This window comes from Streptomyces sp. R33, from assembly GCF_041200175.1.
Classification (GTDB): Bacteria; Actinomycetota; Actinomycetes; order Streptomycetales; family Streptomycetaceae; genus Streptomyces; species Streptomyces katrae_B.
Genome location: NZ_CP165727.1, coordinates 6,711,626 through 6,733,908, shown reverse-complemented (window position 1 = coordinate 6,733,908; position 22,283 = coordinate 6,711,626). Strand labels below are relative to the sequence as shown.

Below are 22,283 nucleotides of genomic sequence, written 5' to 3'. Positions count from 1 at the left end.
CGACGACCCGCACCGCGCCGCCCGCTCTGCTGTCTGCCCGACACTCCATGGCAGGCGGGCGGCGCGCTCCGGCTCCGCCGGCGCCCGGTTGGTCGCCGGGCCCCGGCAGGGGGCCGCGGAACGCGCGCCGGGCCCTCCCACCGGGCCCGGTGTGCGGTTCCTTCCGGCTCAGCGGCTGCGGTCGCTACGGTCGCTGCGCAGCACCAGCAGGGCGACGTCGTCGGTGAGTTGCCCGCGGGTGTGGTGCAGCAGTGCGGCGTGCACGCCCGCGACCAGCCGCGCGGGCGTGTCCGCGGGTCGCTCCGCGAGCACGCTGCGCAGGGGGAAGAAGCGCCCTGCGGGGTCCCGTGCGTCCTCGGCGCCGTCGGTGTGCAGGAACAGCACGTCGCCGGGCCACAGGTGCCCGCAGTCGGCTCCGGCCAGCCCGTCGGGCACGGGCACCACCCCGAGCGGCGGCAACGTCTCACCCCCGTCGAAGGTCCGGACGTCCGTGACCCGCCGAGCGGAGCCTTTCCCCACCCCGCCCCTGCCGGACCTGGGGCTCCGCCCCGGACCCCGCGCCTCGAACGCCTGCGGGGCCGACCGACGGGCCCCGCAGGGTTCGAGCGGCTGCGGCTCGCGGAGGAGGTACGGCCACGGGTGGCCGCAGTTCAGGGCCGTCACGGAGCCGTCCTCCACGATCTGGAGCAGCAGCACCGTCACGAACTCCTCCGACGGCCCCCCGGGATCCCGGACGTGCCGGGCCAGGGCCCGTTCCATCCGGACGAGGACGCCGCCCAGCGCGGGCTCGTCGTACGCCGCTTCGCGGAACGCCCCGAGCACCGCCGCCGCCGCGCCCAGGGCCGGCAGCCCGTGCCCCCGTACGTCCCCGATCACCACCCGCACCCCGTACGCCGTCGGCACGGCCTCGTACAGGTCGCCGCCCACCGCCGCGCCCCGGCTCGCCGACAGCTGCGCCGCCGCCAGCGTCAGGCCGCCGATCCGCCCCGGCAGCGGCCGCAGCAGTACCCGCTGCGCCGCGTCCGCGATCTCCTGCGAGCGCCGCAGCTCCGCCATCAGCCCCCGCCGGATGTGCAGTGCACACCCGGCGGCCAGTAACAGGAACGCCGCGCAGCTGGCCAGGCTGGTGCCCAGCCGCCCGGGGGTGGACAGCTCCCAGGACACCGCGGCGCCGCCCCATGCGAGGACGCACACCCGACGCACCCGGGGCATCTCCGCGCACGTGATCATCGTTCCGGCCTCCCCTCGGCCGCAACGATTCTGTCGACCGCCCGCACCCGTGGACACGGGCCACCGGCGTTCTCACCCGAATGAGTGAGGGGCGCATCCGGACCACCGGATACGCCCCTCAGGCATCGAGCCGGGCAGCGGTTACGCGCCGCGCAGCACCGCGCCCGTGCGCTCGGAGGCCAGCGCCACCGCCGCGTCGCGGGCGGCCGTGGACTCCTCGGCCGTCAGCGTGCGGTCGGCCGCGCGGAAGCGCAGCGCGTACGCCAGCGACTTCTTGCCCTCGCCGACCTGCTCACCGGTGAACACGTCGAACAGCCGCAGGGACTCCAGCAGTTCGCCGGCGCCCTTGCGCAGCGCGGCCTCGACCGAGGCGGCCGGGACCGACGCGTCCACGATCAGCGCGACGTCCTGGGTCGCCACCGGGAAGGTGGAGATCCGGGGCGCCTGCACGGCGCCGCCCCCGGCCGCCGCGAGGCGGTCCAGGTCGAGCTCCATGGCGCTGGTGCGGGCCGGCAGGCCCATGGCCTTGACGACGCGCGGGTGCAGCTCGCCGGCGTGGCCGATGACCGTCTCCACCCCGTCCAGGGTGACGAGCAGCTCGGCGCAGCGGCCCGGGTGCCACGGCCCGTACTGGCCCTGGCGCACGACGAGCTCGGCCCCGGCCTCGACGGCCAGCGAGCGCGCGGCCTGGACCGCGTCCGCCCAGTCGGCCGGGCGGCCCTTGCCCCACCAGCCGGCCTGCTCGCGCGCACCGGCCAGCACGACCGCGGCGTACCGCGGCTGGGCCGGCAGGGCGGCGTTCAGCGTGGCGATCTCCTCGGCCGTGGGACGCCGGTCGACGGGCAGCCGTACGGCGACACCGGGCCGCGGACCGGCCCGGAAGACCGAGCCCGTCTCGAAGAGGGCGAGGTCGTGGCTGCCCCGGCTGTCGTTGCGGCGCAGTGCGCCCAGCAGGCCCGGCAGCAGCGTGGTGCGCAGCGCCGGCTCCTCGTCGGAGATCGGGTTGACCAGCTTGACGACCTGGCGGGCGGCGTCGTGCGCGGGCAGCTGGAGCTGGTCGAAGACGCCCTCGCCCACGAACGGGTAGCTGAGCGCCTCGACGTAGCCCGCACCGGCCAGCGCGCGGCCGACCCGGCGGTGCAGCTGCTGCCGGGCGGTCAGACCGCGGCCGGAGGGCAGCTGCGGCAGGGTCGACGGGAGGTTCCCGTAGCCCTCGAGCCGGATGACCTCTTCGGCGAGGTCGTTGGGCTCGGCGAGGTCGGGGCGCCACGACGGGACGGTCACCACGAGCTCGTCCTGGCCGTAGACGTCGCAGCCGACCTCCTGGAGGCGGCGCACGACGGTCTCGCGGCCGTAGTCCATGCCCGCGACCCGGTCCGGGTGGTCCGCGCGCATCGCGATGGTGCGCGGGGCGCCCGGGGCGGTGAGCTCGGTGACGCCGGCCTCGGCGGTGCCGCCCGCGAGCAGCACCAGCAGGTCGACGGTCCGCTGCGCGGCCGCGGAGGCCGCCTGCGGGTCGACGCCGCGCTCGAAGCGCTTGGAGGCCTCGGAGGCGAGCTTGTGGCGGCGGGCGCTGCGGGAGATCGTCAGGGCGTCGAAGTGCGCCGCCTCGATGACGACGTCCGTGGTGCCGGTGACGGCACCGGTCTCGGGGTCGGTCACGGAGTCGGCGATCTCGGTGTTGGCACCGCCCATGACGCCGGCGAGGCCGATGGGCCCGCTGTTGTCGGTGATCACCAGGTCCTCGGAGTCGAGCGTGCGCTTGACCCCGTCGAGGGTGGTGAACTTCTCGCCCTGCTCGGCCCGGCGGACGCCGATGGCGCCGTCCAGGCGGGAGCGGTCGTAGGCGTGCAGCGGCTGGCCGAGTTCGAGCATCACGTAGTTGGTGACGTCGACGGCGAGCGAGATCGGGCGCATGCCGGCCTTCTGCAGGCGCCGCGTGAGCCAGATCGGGGACTTCGCCTCGGGGTCGAGGCCGGTCACCGTACGGGCGGTGAAGCGGTCGCAGCCGGCCGGGTCGTCGATCTTGACCAGGTAGCCGTACGAGTTCGGCGCGGGCACGTCGAGCAGCGCCGGGTCGCGCAGCGGCAGGCCGTACGCGGTGGCCGTCTCGCGGGCCACGCCGCGCATCGACAGGCAGTAGCCGCGGTCCGGGGTGACGGCGATGTCGAGGACCTCGTCGACGAGCTGCAGGAGCTCGATCGCGTCGGTGCCGACCTCGTGCTCCGGGGGGAGCACGATGATGCCGTGGGTGCCGTCGTCGCCCATGCCCAGCTCGTCGCCGGAGCAGATCATGCCGTGCGAGGTCCGGCCGTACGTCTTGCGCGAGGCGATCGCGAAGTCGCCGGGCAGGACGGCGCCGGGCAGGACCACGACGACCTTGTCGCCGACGGAGAAGTTCCGGGCGCCGCAGACGATCTCCTGCGGCTCGCCGGTGCCGTTGGCCTGGCCGACGTCGACCGTGCAGAAACGGATCGGCTTGCGGAAGCCCTCGAGCTCCTCGATGGTCAGCACCTGGCCGACGACGAGGGGGCCCTTGAGGCCGGCGCCGAGCTGCTCGACCCTCTCGACCTCGAGGCCTGCGTCTACGAGCTTGGCCTGTACGTCACGACCGGTCGTGCCCGCAGGCAGGTCGACGTATTCCCGCAGCCAAGAAAGCGGGACCCGCATCAGATCTCCATCCCGAACGGCCGGGTGAACCGGACGTCACCCTCGACCATGTCTCGCATGTCTTCGACGTTGTGGCGGAACATCAGCATCCGCTCGATGCCGAACCCGAAGGCGAACCCGCTGTACTTCTCGGGGTCCACACCGCAGGCGATGAGCACCTTGGGGTTGACCATTCCGCAGCCGCCGAGCTCGATCCAGCCCTCGCTGGAGCAGGTGCGGCACGGGCGGTCGGGGTTGCCCACCGACTCGCCGCGGCACACGTAGCACTGCATGTCCATCTCGGCGGACGGCTCGGTGAACGGGAAGAAGTTCGGGCGCAGCCGGGTGGTCATGTCCTTGCCGAAGAGCGCCTGGACCATGTGGTCGAGGGTGCCCTTGAGGTCGGCCATGGTCAGGCCCTCGTCGACGGCGAGCAGCTCGACCTGGTGGAAGACCGGGGTGTGCGTCGCGTCGAGCTCGTCGGTGCGGAACACCCGGCCCGGGCACACCACGTACACGGGCGGTTCCCGGTCGAGCAGCGAGCGCGCCTGCACCGGGGAGGTGTGGGTGCGCAGCACGACACCGGACTCGTCGCCCTCGGTGCCCTCGGGCCCCTGGACGAAGAAGGTGTCCTGCATCTGGCGCGCCGGGTGGTCGGGCGTGAAGTTGAGGGCGTCGAAGTTGAACCACTCCGCCTCGACCTCGGGGCCCTCGGCCACCTCGTAGCCCATGGCCGTGAAGATGTCCGCGATGCGGTCCATCAGCGTGGTCAGGGGGTGCCGGGCGCCGGACGGGACGCGGTCGTACGGCAGCGTGACGTCCACGGCCTCCTCGACCAGCACCCGCTCGTCGCGCTCCGCTTCGAGCTCGACCGTGCGGGCCCCGAAGGCCTTGTTCACGGCGCCGCGGGCCTGGCCCACGCGCTTGCCCGCCTCGGCCTTGGCCTGCGGCGGCAGGGCGCCGATCTCGCGGTTGGCGAGCGCCAGGGGCGAGCGGTCGCCCATGTGCGCGGTCTTCGCCTCACGCAGCGCGTCGAGGTCGCCGGCGGACGCGAAGGCGGCGAGCGCCTCGTCCCGCATGCGCTCGATCTCTTCCGGTTTCAGTGCCTCGACCTCGACAGGGTCGTACGACTTGTTCGGTGCCGACATCTCTTCCCGTACTTCCGATGGCTGGCTGGTGGAGCCCCGCGCGATCTGCTCGACAGTTCGATCGACCGATTCGGACATGGGCCCAAAGGTGCCAAAGGACGAGTCTAAAGGTCGCTGGGGGTGAAGGAGCCCGTGGGCCGCCTGGCGAGACGCTCCGCAGGGTCACTGCGTGAGGTAGGCCGGCGCCCCCACGGGCAGGATAAATCGGAACTCGGCGCCGCCGCCGGGGCCGCGGCCGACCGTGATGGTGCCGCCGTGCGCCTCCACGATGCCCTTGACGATGTACAGGCCCAGGCCGGTGCCGCCGCGCTTGCTCCCCCGCCAGAAGCGGGTGAAGACGCGGCCCATCGACTCCTCGGGGATCCCGGGGCCCTCGTCGGTCACGGTGACGGCGGTTCCCTTCTCGGTCTTGCCCGCAGCGTTCGTCATGCTGGTCGGCGATACGTCGATGGTGACCGTTCCCTCGCCGTGCCGCACCGCATTTTCGAGGAGGTTGCCGAGGATCTGGTCGATCTTGTCCGGATCGGCCCACAGATCGGGGAGCGAGCAGCTGACCCGTACGAGGAACCGGTCGGGTGCCTGGCCGTTCGCGGTGAGCGCCTGGACGTGGCGGCCCACGGCGGTGGCGATGTCCACCGGCTGGCGGCGCACCTCCAGGCGGCCCGAGTCGATGCGGGAGATGTCGAGGAGCTCGGCGATCAGCCGGGTGACGCGGTTGGCGTCGGCGTCGACGGTCTCCAGCATCAGGCGCTTCTGGTCGTCGGTGAACCGCTCCCACTTGGCGAGCAGGGTCGCGGTGAACCCCTTGACCGAGGTCAGCGGCGAGCGCAGCTCGTGCGCGACGGTGGCGATCAGCTCGGCGTGGCTGCGTTCGGTGCGGCGGCGGGCCTCGGTGCCGCGCAGGGTGACGACGAGGCGGCACACGGGCCCGGTGGGGTGGGTGCGCACGTACCGGGCGGAGACGAGCACCTCGCGGCCGCCGGGGAGCAGGAGGTTGCGCTCGGGCTGGCCGCGCCGGGTGGCGAGGCCCCCGTACGGGTCGGTCAGTGTCCACCAGCGGCGGCCGTCGAGGTCCTCCAGCGGCAGCGCCCGGTCGATGCGTGCGCCGAGCGCCGCGTCGGGGGCCAGCGCGGTGATCCGGGCGGCGGCGGAGTTGAAGCAGATCACCCGGCCGGTGTCGTCGGCGACGACGAGCCCGTCGGGCAGGTCGTCGGGCTCGACGCCGATCCCGGCGAACTCGCAGGGGTCGCCGGGTTCGGCTGCGGCCGGTCCTGCGCGGCCCGTGGCCTGCGGGGGCACGGCCGCCAGGGACGGCGTCCCGGACGCCTTGACGGCCCCGGGCGAGCTGTTCGTACCGACGGTCATGTCCCCGTACCCCACATCTCCGAGTAGCGCAGTGGGCCCCCGGGCCGCCACATTACTAGCTGGGGGTCACGGAGCGGCACCCTCCGGGAGCCCGCTGTGCACGCGCGGACGCGTAGAGGCACACCGCGGCGGCCGTGGCGAGGTTCAGGCTCTCGGCCTTGCCGTGGATCGGGACGCGTACGACGGCGTCCGCCAGCGCCCGGGTCTCCTCCGGCAGACCCCACGCCTCGTTGCCGAAGACCCAGGCCGAGGGGCCGCCCATGGTGCCCGCGTCGAGCTCGGCGTCCAGGTCGTCCTCGCCGGCCCCGTCGGCGGCGAGGATCCGCACGCCGGCCGCCCGGAGCCCCTCGACGGCCTGCTCCACGGGGACGCCGACCGCCACCGGCAGGTGGAACAGGGAGCCCACGGAGGCCCGTACGGACTTCGGGTTGTACAGGTCCACGGAGGCGTCGGTCAGCACGACCGCGTCCGCTCCGGCGGCGTCCGCGCAGCGCAGCACCGTGCCGGCGTTCCCGGGGTCGCGGACGTGGGCGAGGACGGCGACGAGCTTCGGCCCGGCCTCGAGGATGTCCTCGAACGGCGAGTCGAGGAAGTGGCAGACGCCGACGAGCCCCTGCGGGGTGACGGTCTGCGAGACCTCGGCGAGCACCTCGTCGGAGGCGTAGTGGACGCGCGCGCCTGCGGCCAGCGCGGCGTCGATGATCCCGGCGTAGCGCTCGGCGGCCTCGACGGTCGCGAACAGCTCGATCAGGGTCGATGCGCCGCCCGCGCCCCGGTGCTCGACGGCCTCGCGGACGGCCTGCGGGCCCTCGGCGATGAACCGGCGCTCCTTGGTGCGGAAGTTGCGGCGCGCCAGTCGCCTGGCGGCGGCCACCCGCGGGGACCGGGGGGAGATCAGCTCGGCGGGGGCGGGGGTACCCATGGCGGTCGGCTCGCTTCCGTGCGTACTGCGGGTCGAAACAGGTGGATCGGCTACAACGCACCGGACCCGCAGGCACGGGGCCTGCGGGTCCGGGCTGAAGCCTGTGAAGGGCTCGCTGCGCGCGTGGTGCTTAGGCGGCGGCGGGGGCCTTCGGGGCGTTCACGTCGGCCGGAAGCGCCTTCTGCGCAACCTCGACGAGCGCGGCGAAAGCGTTGGCGTCGTTGACGGCCAGCTCCGCGAGGATCTTGCGGTCCACCTCGATGTTGGCGGCCTTCAGACCCTGGATGAGGCGGTTGTACGTCATGCCGTTCTGGCGGGCAGCGGCGTTGATGCGCTGGATCCACAGCTGACGGAAGTCGCCCTTGCGCTTCTTGCGGTCGTTGAAGTTGTAGACCAGCGAGTGGGTGACCTGCTCCTTGGCCTTGCGGTACAGGCGCGAACGCTGACCGCGGTAGCCGGAGGCCGCCTCGAGGATCGCCCGGCGCTTCTTGTGGGCGTTTACTGCCCGCTTGACGCGTGCCACTTTTTAACTCCTTGTAGCGGGGCCGTGGGTGTCTTCACACGGCCCGAATTCGATGGGGTCCCGGTCTTGACGCCGTCCGCTCCCGGCAGGGGGAGCGGCGAACGTCACTTGCCGAGAAGCTTCTTGATCTTCGCGGCGTCGCCGGGGGCCATCTCCGCGGTGCCGGTGAGGCGGCGGGTCAGACGGGACGACTTGTGCTCGAGCAGGTGGCGCTTACCGGCGCGCTCACGAAGCACCTTGCCGGAGCCGGTGATCTTGAAGCGCTTCTTGGTACCGCTGTGCGTCTTGTTCTTCGGCATAGCGCCGTTATCTCCTCGTCGGTGGCGCCCCCGCCGGTCCTATGGGGGACCGGCGCCCGGGAGCGTCATGTTGTGTCGGTGATCCGAGGCAGGCTGCCCCGGAATCAGGCCTCGGCCGGTGCCTCGGGAGAGGCATCCTCGGTGACCTCGGCAGAGGCGACCTCGGTGCCTTCCTCGACGGGGGCTTCCTGGGAAGGAGCCTCGTCGGCGGCGACACCCTGGCGCTCGGCCTTACGGGCGGCCTGCGCCTCGCGGGCTTCGGCCATCGCCTCGGTCTTCTTCTTGTGCGGACCGAGGACCATGATCATGTTGCGGCCGTCCTGCTTCGGGTTCGACTCGATGAACCCGAGGTCCTCGACGTCCGAAGCGAGACGCTGCAGCAGTCGGTAGCCGAGTTCCGGCCGGGACTGCTCGCGACCACGGAACATGATCGTGATCTTGACCTTGTCGCCCTGCTTGAGGAACCGAACGACGTGACCCTTCTTGGTGTCATAGTCGTGCGGGTCGATCTTCGGCCGGAGCTTCATTTCCTTGATGACCGTGTGCGCCTGGTTCTTGCGCGCCTCACGGGCCTTCATGGCCGACTCGTACTTGAACTTGCCGTAGTCCATGAGCTTGCAGACCGGCGGGCGTGCAGACGCCGCGACCTCGACCAGGTCCAGGTCGTACTCCTGCGCGAGCTCAAGCGCCTTCGCAAGCGGGACGATGCCCACCTGTTCGCCGCTGGGACCGACGAGTCGCACCTCAGGGACACGAATCCGATCGTTGATGCGGGGCTCGGTGCTGATGGATCCTCCTCGGTAGCACCACACGGCTGCCTGGCAGACAGCCGCTGACGTCTAATGTCGTCAGACCAACCGCGGCGGAGAACGAAAAATGCCCCGCCGGGCACAGGCAGGGGCTCCAAAACAACCGGAGCACCGCCGCGTGCGATCGCGGGGCGCAGACTCGGGCAGCTTTCCATCGTCCGTACGGAACGATGGATGCCACCTGACCGGTGACCCGCCGCCCCGGAGGGTGGTCGGGTGGGAGAGCGGAGCCTCCACTTGTGGGCCGGGGACATAAGTCTCCGGCCGGTCGTCAGCTCAATATAGCATTCCGCGCCGGGTCCGCTCACCCGGAGGCCGCCCGTCCGGTGTCCCCCGGCTGTCCCCCCGGTGTCCGCCCGGGGCCCGGTCGGCGGGCCGCGCGTCCCGGCTTATCGTGTGAGGCATGACTGACGCGACCCCCGCCCCCGCCACCGAGGCCGGCAACACGCCGGACGCTCCCGACTACGACGCCATGACCCGCGACATCGCGGACGTGCCCGCGGTCGAGGTGATCACCACGGTGGCCGTGCACCTGCTGAGCGCCGCGGCGGTCAACCTGGGCCTGGACAAGCCGGACTCCGAGCACAAGGACCTCGACGAGGCCCGCAAGCTGATCACGGCCCTGGCCGGCCTGGTCACGGCGAGCGCCACCGAGATCAGCTCCTTCCACGCGGCTCCGCTGCGCGACGGCCTGAAGTCGCTGCAGCTCGCCTTCCGCGAGGCCTCGATCGTGCCGGACGAGCCGGGCCAGGGGCCGGGCGAGAAGTTCACGGGCCCGGTCTTCGGCTGAGCCGCCCGGACGTACGGGGAAGGGCCGGGGCGATGCCCCGGCCCTTCTCGTGTTCCGTGTCCTGTATTGCGTTGCTCAGCGGGCGAAGAGCGGCTCGCCGGCCGGGGCCGGGGCCTCCTGCGGGAGCAGGGCCAGGTCCAGCCCGCGCACCAGGCGGGCCCGCAGGGTCTCGTCGGCGGCCAGGGCCTCGGCGACCCGGCGGGCCGCGGCGTGGGCCTGCGCACCGGGTGCCAGGACGATCGCCAGGGTCCCGTCTGCGTCCGCCCCGCCCGGGCCCAGGTGGGCGCGGAGTACCGCCTGCTCGGCGGCGACGGCGGCCCGTACGGCCTCCCGCACCGCGGGGTCGGCCAGCGGGCCGGCGTCGGTGCGGCCCTCGGCCAGCGCGAGCAGCGCGGAACCAGTGAGCTGGTAGGTGACGGGGCCGGCCAGGTCCAGGACCACGGTGTCGGCCTTCTCGTGCGCGGCGGCCGCCAGCGCCTGGTGCAGCGGGACGGCCACCGGCCGGGCCGCCGGGTCCCAGAGCGCCAGCGAGGCGGTCGAGGTGAACGCGGGCAGCGCCCGCCGGTCCCCCGCCCGCAGGGTCGGGACGGCCATGTCGCTGGTCTTCTCGCGCTTGAGCCCGGTCTCCGGGTCGGTCTCCACCTCGCCGAGCACGGCGACGACCGGGACCAGCAGACGGGCCCCCTTGAGGGCCGCCAGCACCTCCGGCTCCTTCGCCCGGTCCGCGGACCAGGCGGCCAGGGCCGCGCTCAGCCGGGGGTCGGCGGAACCGTCGTCGTCGGAGAAGCCGGGGTCGGGAATGTTTTTGTTCGCCACAGTTACCCGACCCTATCCCGATCCCGCCGTGCGCCCCGCGGGCGCCGGGCCAGTACGGCGGCCAGGACGAGCAGCGCCAGCCCGGCGGCCGCAGCGGCCCGGGCACCGACGCGGGCACCGCGCTCGGCCGCGCGGGTCGGCTCGGGGCCGGGGCCGAAGTACGGCTGCCCGGCCGCGACGGGCGCGGGGACCGGCGGCTCGCCGCGCACCGTGTCGGCGAGCTGGAGGGCTGCGACGGGGTCGGCCAGCCCGTGGCCGCGGGAGTCGTCCCGGCCGCCGGGCGGGGCGTCGGAGGCGGTGTCCTCGAGGAGCTTCTTGATCTGTGCTGGGGACAGGTCCGGGTGCGCGGCCTTGACGAGGGCCACGACGCCGGAGACGAAGGCAGCGGCGGCGCTGGTGCCCCAGCCCTCGTAATAGGAGCGGTCGGGGTCGGCGATGACGACGTCGACGCCGGGCGCGCTGACGGTGGCGTACCAGTTGCGGGTGGAGAAGGCGGCCTTCTTCCCGCCGCGGTCGACGGCGGTGACGGCGATGACCCCGGGGTACGCGGCCGGGTAGGAGGCGTGGTCGCCCTGGCGGCCGCCGTTGCCCGCCGAGGCGACGACGACCACGCCCTTGGCGAGGGCGTACTGGACGGCCTCGTCCTCGGCGGCCTCGTGGTGGGCGGAGTCGCTGTCGTCGCCGAGGGAGAGGTTGATCACGTGCGCGCCGTGGTCGGCGGCCCAGCGGATGCCCTCGGCGAGGGCGCCGCCCTTGTTCTCGCGGGCCTTGGCCCGGCCGGGGTCGCCCTCTTCGAGGATCACGCGGATCGGGAGGATCTTCGCCTGCGGGGCGATGCCGAGGACGCCCTGGCGGCGGTTGGCGCCGTGGCCGTGCCCGGCGATGATGCCGGCCATGGCGGTGCCGTGCCGGGCCCATGCGCGGTCGCCGCGCCCGGCGCCCATGCCGATCAGGTCGGCGCCGTCGAGGACCTGGCCGGCCAGGTCGGGATGGGTGGCGTCGACCCCGGTGTCGAGGACGGCGACGGTGACCCCGTTGCCCCGGGTGGTGCCCCAGGCCTCCTCGGCGCGCAGGGCCGTGAGGCCCCACTGGCGGTCGCGGATGGCGTCGGCGGCCGCCGGGGGCGCGGTGGCGCCGACGAGGAGGGCGCCGAGTACCAGGGCGGCCGTGGCGCCCGGCCGGCTCATCGGCCGGTCCCGGGCGGGGCGGGCGGCGCGGCGAGGGTGCGTACGGCCCGCTCCATCCGGTCGGCGACGGCCTTGGCCTCGTGGCCGAGGCCGGCCTGGGCGACGGCTCCGGTGGCGTCCTTGCGCATCACGTCCTCGGCGGGGCGGGGGGCGTCCAGCGTACGGCCGTCGGTGAACGCGGAGACGGTGTAGACGACGACGGGCGCCTCTGACGGCACGGACGCGGTCCACGCGGCGCGCTGGCTGTCGGCGAAGCCGTAGCCGGGCGGGGCGGGAAGGCGTCCCCGCAGGGCCGCCATGGCCGGGGCGTCGGCGGGGGTGAAGACCATGCCGACGGTGACGAGGGAGCTGCGGGTGGCGTCGGTGTAGGTGGCGCGCAGGACCCGGGTGCAGCCGGTGGCGGCGAGGGCCGCCTGCCAGTCGGGGGCGAGCGCGGGCCCGCAGTCGGCGTCGGGTGCGAGCGCGACCCGGGTCCACGTGCGGTCGGCTCCGCCGGGGCCGCTCTCCGCTCCGTCGAGGACGGGCGGGAACAGGGTGTCCACGGGGGTTGCGCGCCAGAGCGAGGCGGCGTTGCGGTAGGCGGCGCCGGCGGCCAAGGGCCGGTGGGCGGCGCGCTGTTCGACCCAGCCGCTGATGCCGGCCCCGCCGACCAGCCCCATTCCCACCAGGGCGCACACCACGGCGGCGACGCCCCGCGCGGACCCGCGGCGGCCCGGCCCGGATGCGGCCGCGGGTTCGGACAGGACCGCGGTCTGCGGTGTGGACGCACTCATCCGACGGCTCCGCCCCCCGTTCCGTACGGCTGCCTCCCCGTACTCTACGCGGCCCCGAACCCCCGCCCCGGGTCCCGGTCCCGGGGGCGCCCCGCCCCAACCCCGGGCCCGGACCGCGGGAGCCCGGGAGAGCGCGCGCCGCGGGAGCCGGGCCCCGGACCCCGCGCCTCGAACGCCGGCGGGGGCCGGACCTGGCCGAAGGGGCCGGAGTGGGGTGGACGGAGTCAGGCAGGGACCGCCGGAGCGAGGGCGGCGGCTTCGATCAGGGCGGACATCACGCGGGTGTCCTTGTCGCGTTCCGGGTGCCACTGGACGCCGAGGACCCAGTGCGCGGGGTCGGGGAGTTCGATGGCCTCCACCGTGCCGTCGAGCGCATGCGCCGAGGCGATCAGGCCGCGGCCCAGGCGGTCGACGCATTGGTGGTGGTAGGTCGGGACCTCCGCCTCCTCCGGGACCAGCGCCGCGTACCGCGTGTCCGGGACCGGGCGGACCGGGTGCCAGGACATGACACCCGGAGCCTGCGCATGGCCGTCGATGTGCTGGACCAGCGTGCCGCCCAGGGCCACGTTCAGCGCCTGCATGCCCCGGCAGATGCCCAGCACCGGCAGGCCCGCCGCCAAGGCCGCCTCGATCAGGGCGAGTTCCCACTCGTCCCGCTGCGTCGCGGGCGCCCCCGTACGCGGGTGGCGTTCGGCCCCGTAGCGGACCGGGTCCACGTCGGGGCCGCCCGCGACGACCAGGCCGTCCAGCCGGCTCAGCACCTCCGCCGCCGATCCGGGCTCGTCCGGCGGGAGCAGCACGGCCGCGCCGCCCGCCGCCTGGACGAGTTCGTAGTACCCGGTGGGTACGAGGGACGTCGCGACGTCCCACACCCCGTAGCGGGTGGATTCCTCCACGTAGGTCGTGATGCCGATGAGCGGCCTGGGCACTGTTGCTCCCTCCAAGGAACGGTGAACGAAGGTCAGTCTCGGGTGAGTTCGGCCTCGGCCTCCGCCAGCGCAGCGAACTCCTCCTCCGGCGCGGAGGCCACCAGGTGGTGCCGACTGTAGAGGGCGAAGTAGGCGAGGGCGACGGCGTACACACCCAGTGCGATGAACGCCGCGTCCTTGTCCACCAGGAAGGTGGCGACGAGCGCCGAGAGGGCGAGGACGAAGGCCACCGAGGAGGTGGCGATGCCGCCCGGCGTGCGGTAGGGGCGCTCCAGGCCCGGCTCCCGCTTGCGGAGCACGATGTGGGAGAGGGCCATCAGCGCGTACGAGATGGTCGCGCCGAACACCGCGATGTTGAGCATGCGCGGGCCGTTCCCGGTGGCCGCGGCGAGCGCGAAGCCGATCGCGCCGGGGATGAGCAGGCCCAGGTACGGGGCCTTGCGCTTCGAGGTGAGGGACAGGAAGCGCGGCAGGTAGCCGGCGCGGGAAAGGGCGAACAGCTGGCGCGAGCCGGCGTAGATGAGGGAGAAGAACGAGGCGACGAGCCCGGCCAGGCCCGCGTAGTTGACGAAGGTCTTCAGCCAGGACAGGCCCGGGTCGCCTTCGAGGGCGACGACCAGGGGGTTCCCGGCGTCCTTGATGGCGTCGGCGCCGCGCGCTCCGGTCGAGGCGAGGAAGGTGACCAGCGCGAGCAGGACGAGGATGCCCATGGAGATCGACAGGGCCCGCGGCATGGAGCGGACCGGGTCCTTGGCCTCCTCGGCGGCCAGCGGTACGCCCTCGACGCCGAGGAAGAACCACATGCCGAAGGGGAACGCGGCCCAGATGCCGAGGACGCCCAGCGGCAGCCACGAGCTGGAGCCGGCGGCGGTGGTGTCCACGGCGATGTCGTCGAGGTTCGAGGGGTCGAACTCGGTGAAGGCGCCCAGCGCGAAGACGATCAGGGCGAGCACGGCGATCGCGGTGACGACGAGGGAGAAGCGCAGCGCCTCGCCGACGCCCCACAGGTGGATGCCGATGAAGATCGCGAAGCAGGCGAGGTAGACCGGCCAGCCCGAGGTGAGGCCGAAGAGGTTGAGGGATTCGACGTAGTCGCCGATGAAGATCGCGATGGCGGCCGGGGCCAGGATGTACTCGATGAGGATCGCGGTGCCGGTGAGGAAGCCGCCCCAGGTGCCGAGCGCCCGGCGGGCGAAGCCGTAGCCGCCGCCGGCCGTCGGCAGGATCGCGGACAGTTCCGCGAGGGAGAAGACGAGGCAGGCGTACATCGCGCCCATCAGGGCGGTGGCGATGGCGAGCCCGCCGAAGCCGCCCTGGGCGAGGCCGACGTTCCAGCCGGAGAAGTCGCCGGAGACGACGTACGCGACGCCGAGGCCGGTCAGCAGCAGCCAGCCGGCACTGCCGCGGCGGAGCGTACGGCGTTCCAGGTAACCGTCGCCGCCCTCGGGGGACGTGGTGGGTTCGGGTACGGCTGCGAGCCGTGCCTCGGTGTCGTCGGCCATGTGCGCTCCTGCCTAGGGCAATGGTTGTGGGGCGTACCTTTGCCGTAGCGGAGTGGAGAGCGCAAGACCCCTGCGTTAAACAAGGGTTACGAAAGCCTCACGAGCCACGCCCGCACCCGACTTCGACGACACCCTCTAGGCCAGAAACCCCCGCAGCAGCGCGGCCGTTCCGCAGCAGTGCTCGCGCATCACCTCGCGCGCCGCGTCCGCGTTCCGCTCCAGCACCGCCTCCACGAGCGCGGAGTGCTGCTGCTGCGAGTGCTCCAGGTTGCGCACCAGCAGCGGGATGCAGTCCAGCAGGTCGTTCACGGTGGCCCGGACGGCGGCGTACTGGGCCGTGAGGGTGGCGGATCCGGCGAGCTCGCACAGGGTGAGGTGGAAGAGGGTGTCCTGGCGGCGGTAGTCGGGCAGCGGTGCGTCATGGGTGGCGGTCAGCGCGCCGAGCAGGCGCTCGGCGCCCTCCTCGGTCAGCCCCTGGGAGGCGCACAGCCCGGCCGCACCCACCTCCAGGACCTCGCGGAACCGCAGGACGTCCTCGATGTCCACGCCCACCACGCGCCGGCGCAGCTCGTCCTCGGTGCCGCCGACGGGGGTGTCGGGGCGCGGGAGCACAAACGTTCCGCCGTACCGCCCGCGCCGGGCCTCCACCAGGCCCTGGTCCTGGAGCACCTTCAGCACCTCGCGCAGGGTGACCCGGCTGATCCCCATCCGCTCCGCCAGCTCCCGCTCGGGCGGAAGCCGCTCCCCGCCCGGCACCAGCCCCAGCCGGACCACCTGGAGGATCTGCTCCAGCGCCTCCTCGAAACCGTTGCCCGCCCGCACCTGCCGCAGCACCGGATTCAGCCGCGCGATCGCGCCGCCTTCGCTCGCCGTGTCGGTCATCTCGGCTCCTCCCCTTCCCAAGCAATGGTTCTATTCAATACCTTAGGCCTCCTCGGCTCACCGAAGGAGAGATTCCAGTGGTAGACCGCAAGCCGCCGCTCGCGCCCGAGGAGCTCCGCGCTCTCGTGGCGAGCGGCGAGATCGACACCGTGGTCCTGGCCTTCCCCGACATGCAGGGGCGGCTCCAGGGCAAGCGGTTCGCCGCACAGTTCTTCCTCGACGAGGTCCTCGCGCACGGCACCGAGGGGTGCAACTACCTCCTCGCCGTCGACACGGACATGAACACCGTCGACGGATACGAGATGTCCTCCTGGGACCGGGGCTACGGCGACTTCGCCATGCACCCCGACCTCGCGACCCTGCGCCGGATCCCGTGGAACCCGGGCAGTGCCTTCCTCCTCGCCGACCTCGCCTGGAACGACGGCTCGCCCGTGGTCGCCGCGCCCCGGCAGATCCTGCGCCGCCAGCTCGAGCGCCTCGCCGGGCACGGGTACACGGCCATGGTCGGCACCGAGCTGGAGTTCATGGTCTTCCAGGACACCTACGAGCAGGCCTGGAACGCCAATTACCGCGGCCTGACCCCCGCCAACCAGTACAACATCGACTACTCCGTCCTCGGGACCGGCCGCATCGAGCCCCTGCTGCGCCGCATCCGCAACGAGATGCAGGCCGCGGGCCTGACCGTCGAGTCCGCGAAGGGCGAGTGCAACCTCGGCCAGCACGAGATCGCCTTCCGCTACGACGAGGCGCTGACCACCTGCGACCAGCACGCCGTCTACAAGACCGGGGCGAAGGAGATCGCCTCCCAGGAGGGTGTCTCGCTCACCTTCATGGCCAAGTTCGACGAGCGCGAGGGCAACTCCTGCCATATCCACCTCTCGCTGGGCGATGCCGACGGGCACAACGCGATGGCCGGTGACGGCCCGGGCGGGATGTCACCGGTGATGCGGCACTTCCTGGCCGGACAGCTGGCCGCGCTGCGCGACTTCTCCCTTCTCTACGCCCCGAACATCAATTCCTACAAGCGTTTCCGGCCGGGATCCTTCGCGCCGACCGCCGTCGCCTGGGGCGTGGACAACCGGACCTGCGCGCTCCGGGTCGTCGGCCACGGCCGCTCCATGCGCTTCGAGAACCGCCTCCCGGGCGGGGACGTCAACCCGTACCTCGCCGTCGCCGGCCTGGTCGCGGCCGGGCTCTACGGCGTCGAGAACCGCCTCGAGCTGCCGGAGGCCTGCGCGGGCAACGCGTACACCGCCGACTTCGCGCACGTTCCCACCACCCTGCGCGAGGCCGCGGAGCTCTGGGAGAACAGCGAGATCGCCAAGGCCGCCTTCGGCCCCGAGGTGGTCGCCCACTACCGCAACATGGCGCGCGTCGAACTGGACGCGTACGACTCCGCGGTCACCGACTGGGAGCTGCGCCGCTCCTTCGAGCGCCTGTAGCCACCGCGCGGCGCACGCCACGGCGCGCCACGCACGCCACCGAACCGAGAATCTGTGAGGCACCACGTGTCCGATGTGCTGGCCCCCGACAGTCTGACAGTGTTGAATCCGGCCACCGAGGAAATCGTCGCCATCGTCCCGGCCGCCACACGGGACGATGTCGACACCGCCGTCGCGCGGGCCGCCGCGGCCCAGCGCGGCTGGGCGGCGGCCGCCCCCGCCGACCGGGCCAGGCTGCTGCGCCGCTTCGCCGCGGTCGTCGACGGGCACATCGAGGAACTGGCCCAGCTGGAGGTCCGCGAGGCCGGGCACACCGTCGGCAACGCCCGCTGGGAAGCCGGCAACGTCCGTGACCTGCTCGAATTCGCCGCCGGCGGAGTGGAACGGCTCTCCGGCCGGCAGATCCCCGTCGTCGGCGGCATCGACGTCACCTTCCTCGAGCCCCTCGGCGTCATCGGCGTGATCGCCCCGTGGAACTTCCCCATGCCGATCGCCGCCTGGGGCCTGGCCCCGGCCCTGGCCGCGGGCAACGCCGTCCTCCTCAAGCCCGCCGAGACCACCCCGCTCACCGCGCTGCGCCTCGCCGAACTCGCCCTCGAAGCCGGGATCCCCGAACACCTCTTCCAGGTGCTCCCCGGCCGCGGGACGGTCACCGGAGACGCGCTCGTCGAGCACCCGGGCGTCGCGAAGATCGTCTTCACGGGGTCCACCCCGGTCGGCAAGCAGATCATGGCCAAGTGCGCCGACCGCGTGAAGCGGGTCACCCTCGAACTCGGCGGCAAGAGCCCGAACATCGTCTTCGCCGACGCGGACCTGGAGGCCGCTGCTGCCGCGGCTCCCATGTCCTTCCTCGACAACACCGGCCAGGACTGCTGCGCCCGCACCCGGATCCTGGTCCAGCGCTCCGCCTACGACCGGTTCCTGGAGCTGCTCGCCCCCGGGATCGAGGGCGTCCGCGTCGGTGACCCCGCCGACGAGAAGACCCAGATGGGGCCGCTGATCTCCCGCGTGCAGCTGGACCGCGTACGGTCGTACGTCACCGACGACCTCACCGCGATCCGCGGCACCGCCCCCGAGGGCCCCGGCTTCTGGTACCCGCCGACCCTCGTCACGGACGTCGCCCCCACCGCGCCCGTGGCGGCCGAGGAGGTCTTCGGCCCGGTCGCCGTCGTCCTCCCCTTCGAGGACGAGGAGGACGCCGTACGGCTGGCCAACGCGACCGAGTACGGGCTCTCCGGCTCCCTCTGGACCCGCGACGTCGGCCGCGCGCTGCGCGTCTCGCGCGCCGTCTCCGCGGGCAACCTGTCCGTCAACTCCCACAGCAGTGTCCGCTACTGGACCCCCTTCGGCGGCTACAAGCAGTCCGGACTCGGCCGCGAGCTCGGACCCGACGCCCTCACCGCATTCACCGAGACCAAGAACGTCTTCATCAGCACGGAGGCCTGAGCACACCATGACCACTTCTGACACCGAGATCGTCTGCCGCCGCCTGGTCGGCCGTACCGCCGTCATCACCGGAGCCGGCAGCGGCATCGGCCTGGCCACCGCCCGCCGTCTGGCCTCCGAGGGCGCCAACGTGGTCTGCGCCGACATCGACGAGACGGCCGGCAAGGCCGCCGCCGAAGAGGTGAACGGCCTGTTCGTGAAGGTCGACGTCACCAGCCCGGAGGAGGTCGAGGCCCTCTTCAAGACCGCCTTCGACACCTACGGCTCCGTCGACATCGCCTTCAACAACGCGGGCATCTCGCCCCCGGACGACGACTCGATCCTCACCACCGGTCTCGAGGCCTGGAAGCGGGTCCAGGACGTCAACCTCACCTCCGTGTACCTGTGCTGCAAGGCCGCCCTGCCCTACATGCAGCGCCAGGGCCGCGGCTCGATCATCAACACGGCGTCCTTCGTGGCCATCATGGGCGCCGCGACCTCGCAGATCTCCTACACCGCCTCCAAGGGCGGCGTGCTCGCCATGTCCCGCGAGCTCGGCGTGCAGTTCGCCCGCGAGGGCATCCGCGTCAACGCCCTGTGCCCGGGGCCGGTCAACACCCCGCTGCTGCAGGAGCTGTTCGCCAAGGACCCGGAGCGGGCGGCCCGCCGTCTCGTGCACATCCCGCTGGGCCGGTTCGCCGAGCCCACCGAGATCGCCGCCGCCGTCGCGTTCCTCGCGAGCGACGACTCCTCGTTCATCAACGCCACCGACTTCCTGGTCGACGGCGGCATCTCGGGCGCGTACGTCACGCCGCTGTAGCCGGCCCGAGCCGCATCCCCCGACAGCCGGGCGTCGCACGACGCCCGGCTGTTCCACGATCCGACGACCTCCGTACGCCCGCGAGAAAGAGGGAGTGTTCACCTCAGTGACCCCACGTAGCACCGCACGACGGCTCCAGGCCGTCGGCGCCGCCGCCGCGATCGCCGCCGGCACCCTCGTCGCCACCGCCCCCGCCGCCCAGGCGGCCCGCTGCACCACCCCGCAGCTCGCCGCCGGCTGGTACGGGGACAACCAGGCCAGGCTCCAGCAGCTGATCGACGAGTACGGGAAGTGCAACCCGTACCGGCCGAACCGCAACAAGCCCGTCGCCGTCTTCGACTGGGACAACACCGTCGTCAAGAACGACGTCGGCGACGCCACCATGTACTGGCTGCTGCGGAACGGCAAGATCCGGCTGCCGGCCGCCGGGGACTGGACCGCCACCAGCCGCTACCTCACCCCGGCCGCCGCGCGGGCGCTCGCCGACGCGTGCGGCGCCCTCGCCCGCCCCGGCGCCCCGCTGCCCACCGGCACCCCCGAGGGCGCGGGCTGCGCCGACGAACTCGCCGCCGTCTACGGCACCGCCGCGACCCGCTCGGGCGCCGCCGCCTTCGCCGGCTGGGACCACCGCACCATCGAGCCCGCGTACGCCTGGCTGCCGCAGCTGATGCAGGGCTGGACCGCACGCGAGGTCCGCGGCTTCGCGGCCGCCGCGCAGGCCGAGAACCTGGCCGCGCCGGTCGGCGCCAAGCAGCAGGTCGGCACCGGTAGCGCCACCGGCTGGGTCCGCTACTACGACCAGCAGAAGGACCTCATGGCCGGCCTGCAGAAGGCCGGCTTCGACGTCTGGATCAGCTCGGCCTCGCCGCAGCCGGTCGTCGAGGTGTGGGCCAAGGGGGTCGGCGTCGACGCGGGCCACGTCATCGGCATCCGCAACACGACCGCGTCCGGCGGGAAGTTCACCGCGCACCTGCAGGGCTGCGGGTCGGTGGAGGACGGCGCCGACACGATGATCACGTACATCGACGGCAAGCGCTGCTGGATCAACAAGGAGATCTTCGGGGTGCGCGGCGCGGCCGCCGAGAAGGTCCAGCCGGCCGCCCGCCGCCAGGTGTTCGCCGCGGGCGACTCCGACACCGACATCTCGTTCCTGCGGGACGCGACCGCGCTGCGGCTGGTCGTGAACCGGAACAAGAACGAGCTGATGTGCCGTGCGTACGACAACAGCGACGGCAAGTGGATCGTGAACCCGATGTTCATCGAGCCGAAGAAGCAGAAGAGCGCGCCGTACCCGTGCTCCACCGCCGGCTACGTGGACCATGACGGCACGGCGGGCCCCGTCCGCCGGGGCGACACGAGCGTCATCCCGGACCAGACGGACAGCGTGTACCAGGCGTACTAAGCGTGTACCAGGCGTACTAGAGGAAGGTGCGCCCCTCACCCCGGTAGGTCGGGACGGTGGCCGTCACCCGGTCACCCTCGACGAGGTGCAGCGACTCGAACCGTTCGCACAGCTCCCCGGCCTTCGCGTGCCGGAACCAGACCCGGTCGCCGATCAGCAGATCGTCGGCCGGGCTGCCGAGCAGCGGGGTCTGCACCTCGCCGGCCCCCTCCTGGGGGTCGTAGCGCAGGCCCTGCGGCAGGTACGGCTCCGGGAGCCGGTCCGCGCCGGCGGCGCCGGAGGCGGGGTAGCCGCCGCCGAGCACGGTGACCACGCCGACGCCGGGCCTGCGCACCACCGGCTGGGCGAAGAGCGCGGCGGGGCGGCCGCGGAAGGACGTGTAGTTGTCGAACAGCCGCGGTACGTAGAGCCCCGAGCCGGCGGCGATCTCCGTGACGGCGTCCTCGGCGGCGGTCTGCTGGACGCTGCCGGTGCCGCCGCCGTTGACGAACTCCAGGTCCGGGACGACGGCGCGGACGGCCCGTACGGCTTCGGCGCGGCGGGCCGCGAGTTCCTTGCGGGCGGTGGCCTGCATGAGCCGGATGGCGCGGGAGCGGAAGGGGCGACCCGCGAGGGCGTCTCCGACGCCGGCGACGTGGCCCTCGTAGCCCATGATCCCGACGACGCGGAAGCCGGGCCGGGCGCAGACCGTACGGGCGAGGTCCGCGAGCGCGGCGGGGTCGCGGAGCGGTGACCGGCGGGCGCCGACGCGGAACCGGCCGCCGAACAGGTGGAGCGCGGTGTCGAGTTCGAGGCAGACGCGGATCTCGTGCGGGCCGGCGCCGTCCCGGGAGGTGTCGATCAGCTCCAGCTGGGCGGGGTCGTCGACCATGACGGTGACGGCCGCGGCCAGCTTGGGGTCGCCCGCCAGCTCGGCGAATCCGGCGCGGTCGGCGGACGGATAGGCCAGCAGCACGTCCTCGAACCCCGACCGGGCCAGCCAGATCGACTCGGCGAGGGTGTACGACATGATCCCGGCGAACCCGGGCCGGGCGAGGACCCGTTCGAGGAGCGCGCGGCAGCGGACGGACTTGCTGGCGACGCGGATCGGCTTGCCGCCGGCCCGGCGGACGAGATCGTCCGCGTTGGCGTCGAACGCGGCGAGATCGACGATGGCCAGGGGCGCGTCGAGATGCGCGGTGGCCCGGTCGTACCGGGCCCTGTCTCCACCGGCGGGAAGATTCATGGCGGCAGCCTGCCAGATGCTTCTACCGGTGGGTAGGGGTATGCGGCCGAGGCACCTGCGCACTTCCGTACCCCGGCCCCGTCCGGCCCCGCCTGCGTTCGAGGCGCGGGGGTCCGGGGGCAGCGCCCCCGGCGACGGCGGCGCA

Annotated in this window: 20 protein-coding genes; 5 read left to right on the top strand and 15 right to left on the bottom strand. The window is 73.1% G+C overall.

The annotated features are described in order from the left end of the window. Positions 1-168: 168 nt before the first annotated feature. The 8 genes from AB5J51_RS30935 to infC all read right to left on the bottom strand — a co-directional run bounded on the left by AB5J51_RS30935 (position 169) and on the right by infC (position 8,948). Positions 169-1,230 carry a PP2C family protein-serine/threonine phosphatase gene (locus tag AB5J51_RS30935; protein ID WP_369779135.1) on the bottom strand — a complete coding sequence of 354 codons (1,062 nt, stop codon included), beginning with the start codon at positions 1,228-1,230 and terminating at the stop codon, positions 169-171. A gap of 141 nt (positions 1,231-1,371) precedes the next feature. Beyond that, positions 1,372-3,900, bottom strand: a complete 2,529-nt coding sequence (pheT, locus tag AB5J51_RS30930) for a phenylalanine--tRNA ligase subunit beta (RefSeq protein ID WP_053785992.1) — start codon at positions 3,898-3,900, stop codon at positions 1,372-1,374. Continuing rightward, positions 3,900-5,027 carry a phenylalanine--tRNA ligase subunit alpha gene (gene pheS, locus AB5J51_RS30925; protein ID WP_133899914.1) on the bottom strand — a complete coding sequence of 376 codons (1,128 nt, stop codon included), beginning with the start codon at positions 5,025-5,027 and terminating at the stop codon, positions 3,900-3,902. The genes pheT and pheS overlap by 1 nt, the downstream gene beginning before the upstream one ends. A gap of 162 nt (positions 5,028-5,189) precedes the next feature. After that, positions 5,190-6,392 carry a PAS domain-containing sensor histidine kinase gene (locus tag AB5J51_RS30920; RefSeq protein ID WP_078987269.1) on the bottom strand — a complete coding sequence of 401 codons (1,203 nt, stop codon included), beginning with the start codon at positions 6,390-6,392 and terminating at the stop codon, positions 5,190-5,192. A gap of 55 nt (positions 6,393-6,447) precedes the next feature. Continuing rightward, on the bottom strand, positions 6,448-7,314 hold the full coding sequence (locus AB5J51_RS30915; RefSeq protein ID WP_053785990.1) for an RNA methyltransferase: 867 nt from the start codon (positions 7,312-7,314) through the stop codon (positions 6,448-6,450). Positions 7,315-7,444: 130 nt separating this feature from the next. Beyond that, complete coding sequence (gene rplT / locus AB5J51_RS30910; RefSeq protein ID WP_008741875.1) at positions 7,445-7,837, bottom strand: 50S ribosomal protein L20; 393 nt, start codon at positions 7,835-7,837, stop codon at positions 7,445-7,447. A gap of 104 nt (positions 7,838-7,941) precedes the next feature. Then, a complete protein-coding gene (gene rpmI, locus AB5J51_RS30905; protein ID WP_030294400.1) occupies positions 7,942-8,136 on the bottom strand; it encodes a 50S ribosomal protein L35 in 195 nt (64 codons plus the stop codon). A 104-nt stretch (positions 8,137-8,240) separates the two neighbouring features. Next, positions 8,241-8,948: a translation initiation factor IF-3 gene (infC, locus tag AB5J51_RS30900; RefSeq protein ID WP_078987261.1), complete on the bottom strand. Its 708-nt coding sequence runs from the start codon at positions 8,946-8,948 to the stop codon at positions 8,241-8,243. Positions 8,949-9,348: 400 nt separating this feature from the next. Between infC and AB5J51_RS30895 the strand changes: the two genes are divergently transcribed. Next, positions 9,349-9,735, top strand: a complete 387-nt coding sequence (locus tag AB5J51_RS30895) for a DUF1844 domain-containing protein (protein WP_030294398.1) — start codon at positions 9,349-9,351, stop codon at positions 9,733-9,735. 75 nt (positions 9,736-9,810) lie between these two features. Here AB5J51_RS30895 and AB5J51_RS30890 read toward each other — a convergent pair whose 3' ends face one another. The 6 genes from AB5J51_RS30890 to AB5J51_RS30865 all read right to left on the bottom strand — a co-directional run bounded on the left by AB5J51_RS30890 (position 9,811) and on the right by AB5J51_RS30865 (position 15,824). Next, positions 9,811-10,551, bottom strand: coding sequence for an SseB family protein (locus AB5J51_RS30890; RefSeq protein ID WP_053785988.1), 741 nt, complete (start codon positions 10,549-10,551; stop codon positions 9,811-9,813). 2 nt (positions 10,552-10,553) lie between these two features. Beyond that, positions 10,554-11,738, bottom strand: a complete 1,185-nt coding sequence (mycP, locus tag AB5J51_RS30885) for a type VII secretion-associated serine protease mycosin (protein ID WP_369779134.1) — start codon at positions 11,736-11,738, stop codon at positions 10,554-10,556. After that, complete coding sequence (locus AB5J51_RS30880) at positions 11,735-12,511, bottom strand: hypothetical protein (RefSeq protein ID WP_053785986.1); 777 nt, start codon at positions 12,509-12,511, stop codon at positions 11,735-11,737. Before AB5J51_RS30880 ends, mycP begins: the two co-directional genes overlap by 4 nt. 224 nt (positions 12,512-12,735) lie before the next feature. Continuing rightward, positions 12,736-13,440 carry a gamma-glutamyl-gamma-aminobutyrate hydrolase family protein gene (locus tag AB5J51_RS30875; protein WP_369779133.1) on the bottom strand — a complete coding sequence of 235 codons (705 nt, stop codon included), beginning with the start codon at positions 13,438-13,440 and terminating at the stop codon, positions 12,736-12,738. Between the two features lie 32 nt (positions 13,441-13,472). Then, positions 13,473-14,942, bottom strand: a complete 1,470-nt coding sequence (gene eat, locus AB5J51_RS30870) for an ethanolamine permease (protein WP_240805292.1) — start codon at positions 14,940-14,942, stop codon at positions 13,473-13,475. 135 nt (positions 14,943-15,077) lie between these two features. Next, on the bottom strand, positions 15,078-15,824 hold the full coding sequence (locus tag AB5J51_RS30865; protein WP_053785984.1) for a FadR/GntR family transcriptional regulator: 747 nt from the start codon (positions 15,822-15,824) through the stop codon (positions 15,078-15,080). 77 nt (positions 15,825-15,901) lie between these two features. Between AB5J51_RS30865 and AB5J51_RS30860 the strand changes: the two genes are divergently transcribed. From AB5J51_RS30860 to AB5J51_RS30845, 4 genes are all read left to right on the top strand, one after another. Beyond that, positions 15,902-17,266: a glutamine synthetase family protein gene (locus AB5J51_RS30860; protein WP_053785983.1), complete on the top strand. Its 1,365-nt coding sequence runs from the start codon at positions 15,902-15,904 to the stop codon at positions 17,264-17,266. Positions 17,267-17,365: 99 nt separating this feature from the next. Beyond that, entirely contained in the window at positions 17,366-18,712 is a 1,347-nt protein-coding gene (locus tag AB5J51_RS30855) for an aldehyde dehydrogenase (protein WP_369779132.1), read from the top strand. A gap of 7 nt (positions 18,713-18,719) precedes the next feature. After that, positions 18,720-19,511: a 3-oxoacyl-ACP reductase gene (locus AB5J51_RS30850; RefSeq protein WP_053785982.1), complete on the top strand. Its 792-nt coding sequence runs from the start codon at positions 18,720-18,722 to the stop codon at positions 19,509-19,511. A gap of 106 nt (positions 19,512-19,617) precedes the next feature. After that, complete coding sequence (locus tag AB5J51_RS30845; protein WP_136224281.1) at positions 19,618-20,913, top strand: HAD family hydrolase; 1,296 nt, start codon at positions 19,618-19,620, stop codon at positions 20,911-20,913. A gap of 16 nt (positions 20,914-20,929) precedes the next feature. Here AB5J51_RS30845 and AB5J51_RS30840 read toward each other — a convergent pair whose 3' ends face one another. Continuing rightward, on the bottom strand, positions 20,930-22,138 hold the full coding sequence (locus AB5J51_RS30840; RefSeq protein WP_369779131.1) for an amino acid deaminase/aldolase: 1,209 nt from the start codon (positions 22,136-22,138) through the stop codon (positions 20,930-20,932). Between the last annotated feature and the right edge of the window lie 145 nt (positions 22,139-22,283).

What these genes read in the sequence shown, in the direction of transcription:
- AB5J51_RS30850 (WP_053785982.1), top strand. Translation starts at nt 18,720, where the DNA reads ATGACCACTTCTGACACCGAGATCGTCTGCCGCCGCCTGGTCGGCCGT.
- eat (WP_240805292.1), bottom strand. Translation starts at nt 14,942, where the DNA reads ATGGCCGACGACACCGAGGCACGGCTCGCAGCCGTACCCGAACCCACC.
- AB5J51_RS30840 (WP_369779131.1), bottom strand. Translation starts at nt 22,138, where the DNA reads ATGAATCTTCCCGCCGGTGGAGACAGGGCCCGGTACGACCGGGCCACC.
- AB5J51_RS30920 (WP_078987269.1), bottom strand. Translation starts at nt 6,392, where the DNA reads ATGACCGTCGGTACGAACAGCTCGCCCGGGGCCGTCAAGGCGTCCGGG.
- AB5J51_RS30895 (WP_030294398.1), top strand. Translation starts at nt 9,349, where the DNA reads ATGACTGACGCGACCCCCGCCCCCGCCACCGAGGCCGGCAACACGCCG.
- mycP (WP_369779134.1), bottom strand. Translation starts at nt 11,738, where the DNA reads ATGAGCCGGCCGGGCGCCACGGCCGCCCTGGTACTCGGCGCCCTCCTC.
- pheS (WP_133899914.1), bottom strand. Translation starts at nt 5,027, where the DNA reads ATGTCGGCACCGAACAAGTCGTACGACCCTGTCGAGGTCGAGGCACTG.
- AB5J51_RS30935 (WP_369779135.1), bottom strand. Translation starts at nt 1,230, where the DNA reads ATGATCACGTGCGCGGAGATGCCCCGGGTGCGTCGGGTGTGCGTCCTC.
- AB5J51_RS30915 (WP_053785990.1), bottom strand. Translation starts at nt 7,314, where the DNA reads ATGGGTACCCCCGCCCCCGCCGAGCTGATCTCCCCCCGGTCCCCGCGG.
- pheT (WP_053785992.1), bottom strand. Translation starts at nt 3,900, where the DNA reads ATGCGGGTCCCGCTTTCTTGGCTGCGGGAATACGTCGACCTGCCTGCG.
- AB5J51_RS30865 (WP_053785984.1), bottom strand. Translation starts at nt 15,824, where the DNA reads ATGACCGACACGGCGAGCGAAGGCGGCGCGATCGCGCGGCTGAATCCG.
- AB5J51_RS30880 (WP_053785986.1), bottom strand. Translation starts at nt 12,511, where the DNA reads ATGAGTGCGTCCACACCGCAGACCGCGGTCCTGTCCGAACCCGCGGCC.
- rpmI (WP_030294400.1), bottom strand. Translation starts at nt 8,136, where the DNA reads ATGCCGAAGAACAAGACGCACAGCGGTACCAAGAAGCGCTTCAAGATC.